Genomic DNA, 15,505 nt, shown 5'->3' on the forward strand with positions numbered 1-15,505 from the left:
AATATTCCATACACGGCAAGAAGCTTTACAAGGAGCATGATCATCATGAATCTGCTAGACCCAGCAGCGTCATGGCTAACCCTGCGTGGCCATGACGAGCACCTTAGCCCCGGCAGTGTGCTGGACATCGTGAACCCCGATGTAGCTGACCTGCACGCCCCTCGTGCCGATTTCCGCGCGGCGCAGTACCAGCTGCTGATCGGTCTGTTGCAGATGGCGTTACTGCCTGAGGACCACGATGACTGGCTGGTACGCTGGCACAATCCGCCCAGCCGCACTGAACTGGAAGCCACCCTGCACGGCTGGCAATCAGCGTTTCAGCTGGATGGCGAAGCGCCACTGTTCATGCAGGATCAGGACCCTCTGCTGGATGGCGCGGAGAAACCCATTACCGACCTGCTGATCGACCTCGGCTCAGACTCCAATCTGTTCTTCAAGCCCTCCACAGACTGGCAAGGGCTGTGTCCGGCATGCACTGCCACCGCCCTGTTCACCTTGCAAATCAATGCACCGTCTGGCGGCGTCGGGCATCGCACAGGCCTGCGCGGTGGCGGGCCGCTGACCACGCTGCTGATGCCGGATGATCCAGACAGCACACTGTGGCAAAAGCTATGGCTGAATGTGCTACCCGCAGAAGCCTTGAAGCTGGACAGCCTCCCCCAGCCCCATGCCACCCTGCTGCCGTGGCTGGGCCGCACCCGCACCAGCGACAAAACCGGCGTTGAAACCCTGCCGGACGACATGGCCCCGCTACACCCCTACTGGAGCATGCCGCGTCGTATCCGCTTGAGCACACCCAGCCAGGGCAGGCATTGCGCACTGTGCCAGCAAGCCCATGCTGCGCTGTACAGCCACTACCGCACCCGCAACTATGGCATCAATTACACCGGCCCGTGGCAACACCCGCTCACCCCCTACCAGCATGACCCCAAGGACCAGAAACCGCCGCTCTCCCTCAAGGGCAGCTATGCCGCCCGCGGCTACCGGCACTGGCTGGCACTGTGTCATGGCCGGGAAAAACAGCCACAGGTGGCAAATGTGGTCCGCGACTATCGTGACCACAAGCGCCCTGCACTCCGGCAAGGCCGCCGCCCGCCCCGGCTGTGGTGCTTTGGCTACGAGATGGACAATATGAAGGCACTGGCCTGGCACGACAGCAGCCTGCCTCTGTTCAACCTGCAGCTGGAGGACCCCACCTGGTTTACCAATCAGGTACAGCAGGTGCTGGATGCGGCGCAGATGGGGGCGTCGATCCTGGGGGATCAGGTACGCAAAGCGCGCAATCAGCCAGGCAAGGAGCCCGCCGTCGAGCAAAGCTACTGGCACGCCAGCGAAACCAGCTTCTATGCGCTGGTGCAACAACTGGCCACCTTCGACGATGCCAGCTATCTGTCTGTTGCGGAGCCCTTGCGGCAAGCCTTGCGCCAGTGGCTGCACCAGACCCGCAAGCTGCTGCTGGACCTGTTTGATCAGTGGGTGCTGGCGGCACCGTCTGAAAACATGGACCTGAAAGAAATCATTGAGGCGCAGCAAGCTGTGCGCAGTGCCACCTGGCACACCAAACCATTCAAAGCCCTGTGGGAACTTGCCCGAACTGCTGAGGAGGTAGATGCATGAAATTTCTGGATTCAGGACAGCTCGCCACACTGGCGCAGCAATGCGAGCGCTGGTGGGGAGCCATGCAGCCCGAAAACCTGGCCCTTGACGCCCCGCTACGCCATCAGCGCTTCGCCCCTTATACCGATCTGAACCGGGGTGACCGCGCATACTTGCGCCGCTGTGCCCACGCTGAAGACGTACTGCTGCAACCTGCCCTGCACCTGCTGGCCCACAAGCTGGAGCAGCTGGAGATTGTCGTGCCACTGGATGCACTGGCGCTGATTGCTGGTGTGCTGTCCCACATCAACAGTCATGACTTCGGGGAGAGCAAGCTGGCGCGTCGCTTGGGCAATACCGTTGAAGGCAATCGCCCGGCCATGAGCGAGCTGCGTTTCCGGCAATTACTGGACAGCCGCACCGAAGACGAGCTGTACCAGCGGATGCGCCGGGCGCTGGACCTGCTGCGCGGCACCGCCCATGTCGGCGGGCTGGCCAAGGACTTGTGGCAATGCCTCTACGAGATGCGCCAGCCAGACTACACCCGCCCCGCCGATCAACGCCTGAAAGTACGCTGGGCGCAGGAATATTACCGCATCGCCCGCGCCGAAACCCCGGCAAGCGCCACTGAACCCGCAACCGTTTCCCCATCCTGACCGGAGCCGACACCATGAGCCGTTTCCTGCAATTGCACAGCCTGATTTCCTACCCGCCCTCCAACCTGAACCGGGACGATCTGGGCCGCCCCAAGACCGCCGTGATGGGGGGGGCCCTCCGCCTGCGGGTGTCCTCACAAAGCCTCAAGCGCGCCTGGCGTACTTCGGATGTGTTTGCTGAAAAGCTGGGTAGCCAGATTGGTCAGGCCGAAGGCAAGCTGGGCACTCGCACCAAACAGTTGGGCAGCCAGGCCTATGCCGCTTTCAAGCTGGCCGGTTTCAGTGACAAGCTGGCCGGCGAGTGCGCCGAGAAGCTGGCTACCGTCTATGGTGCCTTGAAAAAAGATAGCTCATACGACATTGAACAGCTGGTACATGTTTCCCCCAGTGAAATCGAGCGTCTGCAACAGTTGCAAGCGACCCTGATTGCCGAGAAACGGGCCCCGACCAGCGAAGAGCTGGATGCACTGCTGGGCCAGCGCAGCGCGGTGGACATTGCCCTGTTTGGCCGCATGTTGGCCAGCAAGCCAGATCACAATGTAGAAGCCGCCGTGCAAGTGGCACATGCCATCAGCATCCACCCCTGCGTACCGGAGGATGACTTTTTCACCGCGGTGGATGACCTCAACCGGAATGACCCCGGTGCCGCCCACTTGGGCGAAGCCCAGTTTGGTGCAGCCGTGTTCTACCAATACATCTGCATCAACCGGGAGCAACTTCAAGCTTCGCTGGGCGATGCGCAGCTGGTCAACCAAGCCATTCAGGCGCTGATTGAATCCGCACTGACCGTAGCCCCCAGCGGCAAGCAAAATAGCTACGGCAGCCGTGCCTATGCCCACTACGCCCTGCTGGAACGCGGCAACCGTCAGCCGCGCAGCCTGTCGCTGGCCTTCCTGCAGCCGCTGACCGGTCAGCAGCAAGCCGATGCGGGGATCGCCGCACTGCGTCGCACGCGGGAGCATATGGATCAGGTATATGGTGCCTGCGCCGAAGCACACCGTGAGTTCAATGTACTGGCGGGAGAAGGCAGTTTGCGGTCCATGCTGGACTTTGCTGCGGAGTAAGCCATGCAAGATTATCTGCTATTCCGCCTCTATGGCCCCCTGGCCAGCTGGGGCGAGCTGGCGGTGGGGGAGGTTCGCCCCAGCGCGCCCTACCCCAGCCGCTCCGCCCTGCTGGGGCTGCTGGCAGCAGCGCTGGGCATCACCCGTGAGGACGAAGCGGCGCAAGCCAGGCTGGACGCCAGCGTGTTGTTTGGGGTCAAGCTGTCTGCCGCTAGCCTGCCGCTGCGCGATTACCACACCGTACAGTGGCCCGATGCCCCCAGGAAATTCCGCTATCGCACCCGCCAGCAAGAAATGCGCGACAAGGCCAAGTTGAACACCATCCTCAGCCGTCGCCAGTACCACTGTGATTGCCTGGTAACGGTCGCCGTCTGCTTGACTGAACACGCCAGCCATACGCTGGCACAGCTGGCAGCAGCGCTGCAGGAACCGGCATTTGCCTTGTTCCTCGGACGCCGAGCCTGCCCGCCCGCCCTGCCGCTGGACCCGAAAGTGGCTAGCTATGCCAACCTGAAAGCGGCGCTGGACAGTCGGCAGACTGATGCCCTGCTTGATAGACCTGGCATCGCCAGGCTGGACCTGCCCCCTGCCCTGTACAGCAAGACCCCGGCCCGCTATTACTGGGATGAGCGCATCACGGCAGCGGGTATGGATCAGCAGCTGGTGCAGACCCGGCACGATCAGCCCTTGTCCCGCACCCGCTGGCAATTTGCCCCCCGGCAGGAGCATGTCTATCTGGCGGAGGCAGGACAATGAGTGACTATTTTTTCTCCCGCGTCATCATCCCGCCGCAAGCACTGGCCCAACTGCCGCCCCTCTCCGGAACCGGCGACGCCTACCGGGATCACCAGCTGGTATGGAAACTGTTTCCAGAACACACCGCCCCGGCCCGTTTTCGCTTTCGCGCAGAACCGGACCCGCAGCAGCTGGGCTTACGATACTACCTGGTATCGCCACAGCGCCCACTCGCCTGGCACGACAGCATTCACATCGACAGCAAACCCTACCAGCCCGAGCTGGCAGTGGGCGAAACTGTTCGCTTCAGCCTGCGGGCGAACCCTGCCCTCACCGTGTCACGCCCGCGCGAACCCGGCATGGTACGTCGCCCTCATGGTCAACGACACGATGTTCTGATGCACGCCAAACGATCAGGACAAACAGCGGGCCTTGCCGGGCAAGCCCTGCAACAGCACATTGACCTGGCGGCACGAGGCTGGATATTGCAGCGGCTTGCCCAATGGGGTTTACAGATCGACACCCCGGAAGCAGACGATGATCTGCCCGGTCTGGCAGACAGCCTCCCTGTCATCCAGCTCAGCCGCTACCAGCAGCATCAGCTGCGCAATAAGGAGAAGCATATTCAATTCAGCAGCATCGACTATCAAGGCCTGGCCAAAGTCACCGACTCCGGCAAGCTGAGGCAAGCCCTGCTCGGCCAACCCGGTTGCGGACTCGGCCACGCCCTGGCCTTTGGCTGCGGCCTGCTGCTGGTGCAGCGCGTACGATGAGCGACCCGCTACCGAAACTCAAGCCGATCCCGATCAAGGAACGGCTATCGGTACTGTTCATCGAGCGCTGCCAGCTGGATGTGCTCGACGGTGCCTTTGTCGCCGTCGACGCCACCGGCATCCGCACGCATATCCCGCTGGGCGGGGTCGCCTGCCTGATGCTGGAGCCCGGCGTGCGTACCTCGCACGCCGCCTGCAAACTGGCCGCCGAAGCCGGTACTCTACTGGTTTGGGTGGGCGAAGCCGGAGTACGCCTCTATTCTGCAGGCCAGCCCGGCGGCGCCCGGGCCGACCGCTTGCTCTACCAAGCCCGACTAGCGCTGGATGACGACGCCCGGCTCAAGGTGGTACGCGACATGTTCCGCCGCCGCTTTGGCGAAGAAGCCCCGCAGCGGCGCAGTGTAGACCAGCTCAGGGGCATCGAAGGCGCACGAGTCCGCAGCCTGTACAAACTGCTGGCACAGCAGTATGGCATAAGCTGGCAGGGCCGCAATTACAACCCGGAAGACTGGGACAGCGCCGACGTGGTCAACCGCTGCCTCTCCGCCGCCAACCACTGCCTGTATGGTGTGGTGGAAGCCGCCGTACTGGCAGCAGGCTACGCCCCGGCCATAGGCTTCATCCACAGCGGCAAGCCCTTGTCCTTTGTCTACGATATTGCAGACCTCTACAAATTCGAAACTGTCGTCCCCGCCGCCTTCGCCGTCGCCGTCCACGCCACTGGCAACAATGACGAACGCACCGTACGGCTGCGCTGCCGGGACATGTTCCGCAAAACCCGGCTGCTGGAGCGCATCATCCCGGATATTGAAGAGGTACTGCAGGCCGGAGGCCTCAGTGTCCCCGAAAACTACGGTGTGGTAGAAGCCGCCATACCGGAAGCGCCAGGACTGGGCGATGCTGGTCATCGTACTTGAAAACGCCCCGCCCCGGCTGCGTGGACGGCTTGCCATCTGGCTGCTGGAAATCCGCGCCGGGGTATACGTAGGCAATTACAGCCGCAAGGTACGTGACTACCTGTGGCAACAGGTCGAAACCGGGCTGGAGGACGGCAATGCCGTGATCGCCTGGCAAGCCAATAATGAGGCTGGGTTCGAATTCGCCACGCTCGGTAAAAACCGGCGCATGCCTGTCGAACTCGATGGTGCGAAACTGGTGTCCTTCCACCCACCAGATACCCCGACCACCACCTGAATACGCACCTGAAGCCCCCATTCTTTAACAAGCTGAAAACCGTTACACTACCGGCCGGTTCCCGGTAGAAAAATGCACCCCGAAAATTTCCTTTGGAAACAAAGGCGTGCAATTAGACTGTTCCCCGCACACGCGGGGCTGAACCGCCGCTATGTCGGCTCGGCTTGTCAGGCTTGATCTGTTCCCCGCACACGCGGGGCTGAACCGAGGCCGCATTCATCTTTGGGCTGTGCGCAGGCCTGTTCCCCGCACACGCGGGGCTGAACCGCTGGGAGCGATTCGACCCGCTATTTGATAACACTGTTCCCCGCACACGCGGGGCTGAACCGCCCACAGAGCCCTTGCAGCGCGTTCGTCGTCACTGTTCCCCGCACACGCGGGGCTGAACCGGAGGGCGGGCAATGAACGAGTACACGATAGAGCTGTTCCCCGCACACGCGGGGCTGAACCGCGCTGTCCGAGACAGAAGAACTGGTCCAGCTGCCTGTTCCCCGCACACGCGGGGCTGAACCGTACGGCAAGCGCATCAACGCCACGCTGCGTGGCTGTTCCCCGCACACGCGGGGCTGAACCGATCGCACCACCGAGACCGAGCGCACCAAAAACCTGTTCCCCGCACACGCGGGGCTGAACCGGTCTGACGAGAAGCCAGATTGCCAGCCATCGCCTGTTCCCCGCACACGCGGGGCTGAACCGAGCAGGTTGTGATGCCTGACCAGTTTACAATCCTGTTCCCCGCACACGCGGGGCTGAACCGACTATGTGATTGTCGAATAACCACCCCGCCGACTGTTCCCCGCACACGCGGGGCTGAACCGCATCAGTAAACGATACTATTTTCGGCGCCAGGCTGTTCCCCGCACACGCGGGGCTGAACCGAGCTTCAAGACGCCAAGCAGCAGCTTGAAAACCTGTTCCCCGCACACGCGGGGCTGAACCGGCACCAGTGGCAGCGGTAGCGGTGGCGGGGCCCTGTTCCCCGCACACGCGGGGCTGAACCGGTCGATGAGATGGTGGTGCTGGAGGGCGGTCACTGTTCCCCGCACACGCGGGGCTGAACCGGATTTGAAAAAGGATAAAACCCCGGACGGCAACTGTTCCCCGCACACGCGGGGCTGAACCGCACCATGTGACTACCGAACTTGCGCTCGACATCTGTTCCCCGCACACGCGGGGCTGAACCGGCGTGATCAGCTACATGGGCGTAAACCAGTACCTGTTCCCCGCACACGCGGGGCTGAACCGCCCCGTCATGCTGTACTTTGGTACAGGTCAAGCTGTTCCCCGCACACGCGGGGCTGAACCGTAATGGTAGCCCTTCTTTAATTGACGTAAGCTCTGTTCCCCGCACCCGCGGGGCTGAACCGAACTGGAATTGCCGGATACCCCACACGCTGGCCAGTTCCCCGCACCCGCGGGGCTGAACCGCTGTTTGATCTAGCGAAAGGCACGAGAGACGCCTGTTCCCCGCACCCGCGGGGCTGAACCGATCACCAAAATCCACGGAGCCCGATTCAACACCTGTTCCCCGCACCCGCGGGGCTGAACCGAACTGGAATTGCCGGATACCCCACACGCTGGCCTGTTCCCCGCACCCGCGGGGCTGAACCGATTGACGGTGCTACTTTGAACAATGCCTCATTCTGTTCCCCGCACCCGCGGGGCTGAACCGGTTCAAGATTTCCCGACGCTGGTATTCGCTGACTGTTCCCCGCACCCGCGGGGCTGAACCGTGGAATCTGGGCAACCTGCGTGGGTCGGCCTGCTGTTCCCCGCACCCGCGGGGCTGAACCGAACGTTGACGGCCATACCACCCAGGGCGAACTCTGTTCCCCGCACCCGCATGGTCAAACCTTTATTGCACGTGCCAGATCACCCGCGTACCAGCTTAAGCAGGGTGATTTCCGAGGGGGCGCCGAAGCGTTTGGGCGGGCCCCAGTAGCCGGTGCCGCGGCTGGTGTAGATCCACATGTCGGCCAGCCGGTTCAGGCCAGCGACAAAGGGTTGCTGCAGTGGCACCAGCCAGTTCCAGGGCAGGAACTGGCCACCGTGGGTGTGGCCGGAGAGTTGCAGGTGAAAGCCCGCCTCGGCAGCCAGTGGCGCAGTGCGGGGCTGGTGGGCCAGCAGGATTTTGACATGACAATCCTGCGCTCCTGCGATGGCGGCATGGGGGTCGCTGCGGTGCTGCGGGATAAACTGGTGGGCAGTGTAGTCGGTGACGCCGGCCACGGCGAGCCGCGCCTGCCCCTGTTGAATCTTGACATGCTCATTCATCAGGACGGTGATGCCAAGGCGGCGGACTTCCGCCACCCAGGGCTCGGCTCCGGAGTAATACTCATGGTTGCCGGTGACAAAGTAACTGCCGTGGCGGGCCTGCAGCTCGGCGAGCGGCGCTGTGTGGGCTGACAGGGCTTCAACGCTGCCATCCACCAGATCCCCGGTAATGGCCACCACATCCGGCTGCAGCTGATTCACCGCATCCACAATGGCTTGCAGGTAAGGCTGGCGAATGGTGGGGCCCACATGGATATCGCTGATCTGTACGATGCGGAAACCTTGCAGGTCTTCCGGCAGCTGGTTGATGGGTACCTCAACGGTCACCACCCTGGCCCGCCGCCGTGCGTTCATCAAACCGATCGCTGAAGCCAGCAGCGCAATCAGCCATACACCCCAGGCACTCCAGACGGTGAAGGCTGGCGGTACCGGCAACCACAGTAACACTTCGCGCAACAGGGACAACACCATCAGGGTGGAAAACAAGCCCAGCGACAGCAAACCCAGCCATTCGAGTGACGAAGCACCATCCTGCCGCTTGTTGGCACGCGCCAGCAGACCCCGCGCAATCAGCGGGGTGGACAGCAACAGCCAGACCCCGAGCAGGATCATCAAAGCTACAGGCAGCTGGGGCAATAGACGCCACGCCAGCCAGCCATGCATCAGCAGCAGCAAAGTCAGTACAGTGATGACAACACGACGCGGGGGCATTTCTACTCCAGAATGGGCGTACGGATTCGGTGGTTTAACATGGCCTTGCTACAGAACCGTGCGCCAGAACCTTTACTTCATGCGGTTCCAGCTGGCAATGGCGTCCTTCTTGTTGGCTTCCGGACGGCTGATGGCGGAACAATTGCCATCTTTGCCAAACTTGGCACACTGTACCCACACCCGGTTGGAACCCGCTTTGCGGATTTCACCCGCAGCACCGCATCGGGGGCAGGGTTTGGGGCTAACGGCATCGCTCATGCGGCAGGACTCCTGTATTCAAACAAATGTGGCACCAAAAAACAAACTATGGGCATTAGCATCATTTTTCAATACCTTATTGGATCATTTTCGCAGCGCTTGTAAAATCATAGCCAGCGTTGCTGCGCTGTGCTTTACCATGCCGATGTCGCCTCAGGCTTCGTGGAGTAGGTCCCAACATGTCTCACCATCCGAACCAGTTTGACCTGTTTCGTACCCGCCGCTTCCTGCCCTTGTTTTTGACCCAGTTTCTGGGGGCCTTCAATGATAATCTGCTCAAGAACGCCATCATCGTTCTGATCAGTTTTCACGGCTTGCGGCTGAGCGGCCTCTCCGGTGAGGTACTGATCCAGCTGACTGCCGCACTGTTCATCTTGCCCTTCCTGCTGTTCTCGGCGACCAGTGGCCAAATCTGCGAGAAGTACGATAAAGCCAGCATCGCCCGCATGGTCAAGCTGCTGGAAGTGTTGATCATGCTGGTGGCCGCTGCCGGGTTCTGGCTGAACAACGGCTATATCCTGATGAGCACCATTTTCCTGATGGGGGTTCATTCGACCCTGTTCGGACCGCTCAAGTTCAGTGTGCTACCGCAGTACCTGCGCCCGCATGAGCTTGTTGGTGGCAACGGCATGATCGAGATGGGTACCTTCATCTCCATCATCCTCGGTCAGGTGGCGGGCACCTTGCTGGTCGGCATGGACAGCCACCACGCCACCCTGATCTCCGCGCTGCTGCTATGTGCAGTGCTGGGCTACCTCAGTTCACGCGCCATGCCCGCTGCACCCAGCAGCATTCCGGAACTAAAGATTGACTGGAACATGGCCCGGCAGAGCTGGCAGATCGTCAATCACCTGCGCGGCAATCGCCCGGTCTGGTTGGCGTTGCTGGGTATCTCCTGGTTCTGGTTCCTGGGCGCCATCTACTTGTCCAAACTGCCCTCCTATGCCGATCTGGTGCTCAATGGCGACGAGACGGTCTTCACCCTGCTGATGACGCTGTTTTCAGTCGGGCTGGGTATAGGCTCCATGTTGTGCGAGCGGCTGTCCGGCAGCAAGGTGGAGCTGGGTCTGGTGCCGTTTGGCTCACTGGGCTTGTGCCTGTTTGGCATTGACCTGTATTTCGCCACTCCGGCAATGGCCGCCAGCCGTCTGGACTGGTGGCAGTTCGTGCACTATGCCAGCCATTGGCGTTTGATGGCGGACTTTGCCTTGATCGGCATCTTCGGCGGGCTGTACATCGTTCCGCTGTATGCGCTGGCGCAATCCCGTACTGAGCCGGAATTCCGCTCGCGGGCGATTGCGGCCAACAACATTCTCAATTCGCTGTTCATGATCCTCTCGGCGGCCTTTGCTGCCGTGCTGGCGCATTTCCATGTCAGCATCCCGGTGGTGCTGCTGATCACCGCCCTGCTCAATCTGGTGGTGGCCGCCTATATCTACACCCTGCTGCCGGAATTCCTGATGCGGTTTGTGGTGTGGATTCTCACCCACACCATGTACCGTATCCGTCACGAAGGTCTGGAGCAGATTCCGGAAGAAGGTCCGTGCGTACTGGTGTGCAACCATGTCAGCTTCATGGATGCGATGATTCTGGCCGGCAGTGTGCGCCGCCCGATCCGTTTTGTGATGGACCACAATATCTTCAAAGTGCCGGTCCTGCGCTTCGTGTTCAAGACCGCCAAAGCCATCCCGATTGCCCCGGCCAAGGAAGACCCGGATGCCAAGCAGCGGGCATTTGATGCGGTAGCCGCCGCCCTGGCCGAAGGGGAAGTGGTCTGCATTTTTCCGGAAGGCCGCCTGACCAGCGATGGGCAGATGTCGCCGTTCCGTACCGGCATCGAAGAGATTGTGGCCCGCACCCCGGTACCGGTGGTGCCGATGGCACTGTGCGGCATGTGGGGCAGCTTCTTCTCGCGTCGCTATGGCAAGGCCATGCTGAGCATTCCGCGCCGGGTCTGGTTCCGTATCGCCCTCAAGGCGGCAGCTCCGGTGCCCCCAGCCGAAGTCAGCGCAACGGGCTTGCAGCAACAAGTGGCCGCCCTGCGTGGTGACTGGCAATAAGCTGACCGCCAGCGCCAGCGGGCTGTTCCTGCACGCGCTGCACAACTGGCTACAACCCGGCAGCGCCCCTGCCGAGTGGCGTGACTCGCGTAGTCGGGTGCCGTTTGCTCAAGTGGTAGACGGCTTTGCTCGCGCTGCCGACACCCAGCCGGATGTCGGCCTGCGTTTTGCCGAGCACATCAAACCCGGTGCGTTTGGCGCGCTCGGTTACGCAGCCATGACCTGCCGCACCCTGGGGGATGTCCTACCGCTGATCCCGCGCTATGGCAAGCTGGTGTTTGACTTCGGCCAGCCCATTGAGCTGATCCAGCAGCAAGTCGATGACGTCACCCTGCTGTGGGCGCCAGAGCAGGTTGCGCCAGACCTGCCTTGGTCTGCGGATCATCCTGGCTTCAGGGCCGTAACGGACAGCATCATTGGCGGCTGGTACCGTTTCGGCTGCTGGATTACCCAGCAATGCAAGTCCCCCAGCCGGGTCACCTTGCGAGCCCCTGCCCCGGCAAACCCGCAGCCATGGCATGATTTCTTTGGTATCCCGGTGGAGTTTGCCGCCCCCTGCAACAGCCTGAGTTTCCCGCGCAGCTACCTTGAGCTGCCGCTGGCACAGGCCGACAGCGTGCTGCACCAGACGCTGCAACAGCAAGCCGAAGCCTTGCTGCAAGACCTGAACAAGCCCGACCTCGCCCGTCAGGTGCAGCATGCCCTGCTTCACTGTCTGCCCTTGGGAGAAGCTACGCTGGCAGCGGTCGCCCACCAGCTGGCCACCACCGAGCGTACCTTGCAACGACGGCTGGCCGAGCAGATGCTGGGCTTTCAGACCCTGCTCAGCCAGACCCGCTACCAACTGGCACGGCAGCACCTGACCAACCCGGCGCTCAGTGTGCTGGACATCGCCTTGCTGCTGGGCTACGCCGAGCAAAGTGCATTCAGCAAGGCCTTCCGCCTGTGGTCGGGGTGCTCACCTGCACAGTATCGCCAGTCCATGGTCACTACGCCAACGCATTTGGCGTGAATTACCAAGCAGCTGGCAGCAATTCACGATGCAGTATCGCGCCATCCTCCTACACTGGAGGCTGTCTTCCTGCTGAAGTCGCCCCATGCGCTCACCTTCCCGCTTGGCCCCGTGGCACGTTGCCTCCCTGCTGCTCGCTACGCTGTTTTGGGTTGGCCATGCCCTGCCGCCGTCGGTCTGGACGCTAGCCGCCAAAACCGGTGCCATCCTCGCGCTGGCGGCTTGGTGCTGGCCTCATACGCAGGGGCTGAGCCGACTGATCCCGCTCGCCTTGCTGGCCCATGCGACCGGCGATGCCCTGCTGGAATGGGCCAGGGTACAGCGGCAGGACTGGCTGATTCCCGCCGTCGCGGCTTTTCTGGTTGGTCATCTGATCAACCTGCGCCTGTTCTGTGCCTGGCGTCAGCCCCGCTGGCTCAACCCGGCGCTGGCCGGGTTTACCCTGTTGCTGGCCTTGCTGGCGGGAACCCTGGTGCTGCGTGGCTTATGGCTAAGCCAGCCCGTGCTGCTACGCGTGATCGTGCCAATCTATATGTCGGTGCTGCTGGCGATGGCGCTGATAGCCCAGCGTACGGGCAACGTCACCATCGCACTGGGGGCACTCAGCTATCTGGTATCGGACGCCCTGATTGGGCTAACGCACTTTGCAGGGTGGTTTCCTGGCTTTGAAAGCGGCTGGCTGACCTGGCCCAGCTACTACATCGGTCAATGGGCGCTGGTGACCGGTTTACTGCACGTGCTGAGAAAGCAAGATTGAGATGGATACCCGTTTGATTGCGCTGGCCGCGCCGCTCTTCGTGCTGTTGATGTTACTGGAAGCCTGGCTGAGTCATCGCCGTGGACAGCAGGTGTATCGCAGTCACGATGCCATCAGCAGCATCAGCCTGGGCCTGCTGTCAGTGATCGTTAATGTACTGACTGCTGGCATTGGCCTTGGTGCTTATCTCTGGGTCAGCCAGCTCGCCCCGCTACACTTGCCCGCTGGCGCAGCATGGGTATGGTTGCTGGCATTTGTGCTGTTCGACTTCTGCTACTACTGGCACCACCGGCTGGGGCATACCATTGCCCTGCTGTGGGCGGCCCACAGCGTGCATCATCAGAGTGAAGACTACAATCTCTCCACGGCGCTACGCCAACCCAGTACCACCTTCCTGTTTGGCTGGCTGTTTTATCTGCCGATGGCGCTGCTGGGCATTCCGGTGGCGCTGTATGGCGCGGTCTACTCGTTGAACCTGCTGTATCAGTTCTGGATTCATACCGAGCTGGTGGGGCGTTTGGGCTGGTTCGACCGGGTGTTTGGCTCACCCAGCAATCATCGTGTGCATCATGGTCAGAATGCCTATTGTCTCGACCGTAACTATGGCGGCTTCCTCATGGTGTGGGACCACCTGTTTGGTACTTATGCAGACGAGCGTGAGGATGATCGCCCGATCTATGGCGTACGCGGCGCCCTGCATAGCTGGCACCCCCTGGTTGCCAACCTTAAGGTTTATCTGGGCCTGCTGCGGGCTTCCTGCTCACTGACACAATGGCGAGATAAACTGCAGGTCTGGCTGCGCCCGCCAGGCTGGACGCCGCAAGGCATTGACCTCAGCTGGGACCCTGCCGCGTTTCGCAAGCATGACCCTGTCTTGCCCGGTGCCTGGCAAGCCTATGCCTGGGTTCAGTTCGGTCTGTGCTATCTGTCCGGCCTGCTCTGGCTGGTGCGGTGGCCGGGGCTGGGCAACCCTGTGGGTACCGGGGTTCTGGTGGCTGTGCTGCTGGGGGTACTGAGCCTGGGCTTCTGGTTAAGCCAGCACACATGGGCCCACCGGCTGGAAGCCGGGCGTTTGCTGCTGACGGCCTGGATGGCCTGGTTTACCCCACCCCCGGTGCGGTGGGGTGTACTGGCACTGCTTGGCCTGCAAGGCCTGTGGTTGCTGCGCATCGCCACACGCCCAACCGCCCCGGTACACGCTGTCAGTGCAAGTGACTAGTCTGCAACGCACTGCCTTCCGGCATCTCGGGGTGTTGCAGCTCCCCTTCGCGGTTGGCATACAAGGCCGTGCCACAGTCCTCGCACTGTTCCAGGGGAAACGCCCCATCCAGTATTCGCACATCATGCAGGCCCTGCTCACGCAGGATAGCGCGGATGTCATCCAGCGCGGAGCTGTCTTCAGGTGCTTCGCCCATCAGTGACCACGCCATGCCATAACAGACTTGCTCATCATCAGGGCGCAACAGGCCAACCCGATACTCCACCAGCTCCTGCTCATGACAGCCAATGACGGTTGCCGTCAGTTCAGCTGCGGGCAGGTCCAGCGTCATGCTCATGAACTGGATGGCGGCACGCAGGGAAAACGGGCGAGCGGCCCAATCCGCCTGCTTCCACGCGGAGTACAGTACGTCTGGCGCCAGCACTTCATAACCACAACCGCTGAACAGGGGGCGCACGATATGGCTTGCCTCCCGCTGCCAGGCTGATAGTGCAGCATCCCGTGTCGCAGGCTCCTTGCTACCCGGCTGCCAGCGATAGAGCGGCTGCCCTTCTGGCACGTGCACCACGGCCAGCAGGCAGCGAATATCCGACAGGAAGGACTGGCTTTCCTGCTGCATGCGGGCAGGCAGCGACAGATCCGGGCTGGTGCTTCCCTGCCACTGCGACAGCCAGGCACGGGTTTCACCAAAATGGGCGGGTAGCTGATCCGGGCTCAACCACTGCGGTAGCCAGCGTACCGCTCCGGTCACTGCCAGCACATGCTGCCGCAATGCCTGCTCCAAGGCCTGCAGGGTGTCCGGGGCCACGCCACCAGACGGCAAGGCGAAACGCGACCAACTCAATACCGGCAGCATCAGCAGCGCAACTTGTCCGCCCCCCGCTGCCGGCATGGCTGCAGCCACCCACTCCAGCATCCCGATCAGAATATCGTATGCGGTGGGGGATTGCTGCAACAAATGCTCCAGCAAACCATTGAGGCTGGCCTCACCCTGCTGCTGCAATGCATTCACCACAGCCGCTTCCAGAGCAGGCACCCAGCCGCGCCGTTCCAGTTCGGAGCGCGCTTCGGCAGCGGCCAGCACCAAGGCCGACAAGGATTCGACCCATTCAGGCTGTGCGTGGGGGCGTTGCGGGCGGTAACGGGGCATGATGGACCATTCAGCAAATCAGATATTATACCCCGCCGCACACAGA

General features: G+C 61.9%; 14 protein-coding genes and 1 CRISPR repeat array. Of the genes, 11 read left to right on the forward strand and 3 right to left on the reverse strand.

Annotated features, from left to right (window positions below):
• Positions 1-45: 45 nt before the first annotated feature.
• Genes casA through cas2e form a run of 7 tightly spaced genes read left to right on the forward strand, consistent with a single transcriptional unit; the run spans position 46 to position 6,018 of the window.
• Positions 46-1,617, forward strand: a complete 1,572-nt coding sequence (casA, locus tag ACE3O2_RS11040; protein WP_374337469.1) for a type I-E CRISPR-associated protein Cse1/CasA — start codon at positions 46-48, stop codon at positions 1,615-1,617.
• Positions 1,614-2,252 carry a type I-E CRISPR-associated protein Cse2/CasB gene (gene casB / locus ACE3O2_RS11045; RefSeq protein WP_374337471.1) on the forward strand — a complete coding sequence of 213 codons (639 nt, stop codon included), beginning with the start codon at positions 1,614-1,616 and terminating at the stop codon, positions 2,250-2,252. Before casA ends, casB begins: the two co-directional genes overlap by 4 nt.
• A gap of 14 nt (positions 2,253-2,266) precedes the next feature.
• Positions 2,267-3,316 carry a type I-E CRISPR-associated protein Cas7/Cse4/CasC gene (gene cas7e, locus ACE3O2_RS11050; RefSeq protein WP_374337473.1) on the forward strand — a complete coding sequence of 350 codons (1,050 nt, stop codon included), beginning with the start codon at positions 2,267-2,269 and terminating at the stop codon, positions 3,314-3,316.
• Between the two features lie 3 nt (positions 3,317-3,319).
• Positions 3,320-4,072: a type I-E CRISPR-associated protein Cas5/CasD gene (cas5e, locus tag ACE3O2_RS11055; protein ID WP_374337475.1), complete on the forward strand. Its 753-nt coding sequence runs from the start codon at positions 3,320-3,322 to the stop codon at positions 4,070-4,072.
• Positions 4,069-4,824, forward strand: coding sequence for a type I-E CRISPR-associated protein Cas6/Cse3/CasE (gene cas6e / locus ACE3O2_RS11060; protein WP_374337478.1), 756 nt, complete (start codon positions 4,069-4,071; stop codon positions 4,822-4,824). Before cas5e ends, cas6e begins: the two co-directional genes overlap by 4 nt.
• Positions 4,821-5,741 carry a type I-E CRISPR-associated endonuclease Cas1e gene (cas1e, locus tag ACE3O2_RS11065; protein ID WP_374337480.1) on the forward strand — a complete coding sequence of 307 codons (921 nt, stop codon included), beginning with the start codon at positions 4,821-4,823 and terminating at the stop codon, positions 5,739-5,741. Before cas6e ends, cas1e begins: the two co-directional genes overlap by 4 nt.
• Positions 5,722-6,018: a type I-E CRISPR-associated endoribonuclease Cas2e gene (gene cas2e / locus ACE3O2_RS11070; RefSeq protein WP_374337482.1), complete on the forward strand. Its 297-nt coding sequence runs from the start codon at positions 5,722-5,724 to the stop codon at positions 6,016-6,018. Before cas1e ends, cas2e begins: the two co-directional genes overlap by 20 nt.
• A gap of 117 nt (positions 6,019-6,135) precedes the next feature.
• Positions 6,136-7,873: a CRISPR direct-repeat array (repeat unit 29 nt; unit sequence CTGTTCCCCGCACACGCGGGGCTGAACCG).
• Between the two features lie 17 nt (positions 7,874-7,890).
• Here cas2e and ACE3O2_RS11075 read toward each other — a convergent pair.
• Positions 7,891-9,003 carry a metallophosphoesterase gene (locus tag ACE3O2_RS11075; protein WP_374337484.1) on the reverse strand — a complete coding sequence of 371 codons (1,113 nt, stop codon included), beginning with the start codon at positions 9,001-9,003 and terminating at the stop codon, positions 7,891-7,893.
• A 72-nt stretch (positions 9,004-9,075) separates the two neighbouring features.
• Entirely contained in the window at positions 9,076-9,261 is a 186-nt protein-coding gene (locus ACE3O2_RS11080) for a Lar family restriction alleviation protein (protein WP_168877046.1), read from the reverse strand.
• Between the two features lie 179 nt (positions 9,262-9,440).
• Between ACE3O2_RS11080 and ACE3O2_RS11085 the strand changes: the two genes are divergently transcribed.
• The 4 genes from ACE3O2_RS11085 to ACE3O2_RS11100 all read left to right on the forward strand — a co-directional run bounded on the left by ACE3O2_RS11085 (position 9,441) and on the right by ACE3O2_RS11100 (position 14,309).
• Positions 9,441-11,321 (forward strand): MFS transporter, encoded by a 1,881-nt coding sequence (locus tag ACE3O2_RS11085; RefSeq protein WP_374337486.1) that lies wholly within the window; start codon positions 9,441-9,443, stop codon positions 11,319-11,321.
• Complete coding sequence (locus tag ACE3O2_RS11090; RefSeq protein WP_374337489.1) at positions 11,305-12,333, forward strand: AraC family transcriptional regulator; 1,029 nt, start codon at positions 11,305-11,307, stop codon at positions 12,331-12,333. Before ACE3O2_RS11085 ends, ACE3O2_RS11090 begins: the two co-directional genes overlap by 17 nt.
• Before the next feature lie 85 nt (positions 12,334-12,418).
• Complete coding sequence (locus ACE3O2_RS11095; RefSeq protein WP_374337491.1) at positions 12,419-13,090, forward strand: lysoplasmalogenase family protein; 672 nt, start codon at positions 12,419-12,421, stop codon at positions 13,088-13,090.
• A gap of 1 nt (position 13,091) precedes the next feature.
• Positions 13,092-14,309, forward strand: coding sequence for a sterol desaturase family protein (locus ACE3O2_RS11100; protein ID WP_374337493.1), 1,218 nt, complete (start codon positions 13,092-13,094; stop codon positions 14,307-14,309).
• On the opposite strand, the gene ACE3O2_RS11105 is transcribed toward ACE3O2_RS11100, so the two are convergent.
• Complete coding sequence (locus ACE3O2_RS11105) at positions 14,293-15,459, reverse strand: DUF2863 family protein (RefSeq protein ID WP_374337495.1); 1,167 nt, start codon at positions 15,457-15,459, stop codon at positions 14,293-14,295. The genes ACE3O2_RS11100 and ACE3O2_RS11105 overlap by 17 nt on opposite strands.
• Positions 15,460-15,505: the final 46 nt, after the last annotated feature.

The sequence above is a fragment of the Leeia sp. genome, assembly GCF_041909055.1.
Taxonomy (GTDB): Bacteria; Pseudomonadota; Gammaproteobacteria; order Burkholderiales; family Leeiaceae; genus Leeia; species Leeia aquatica.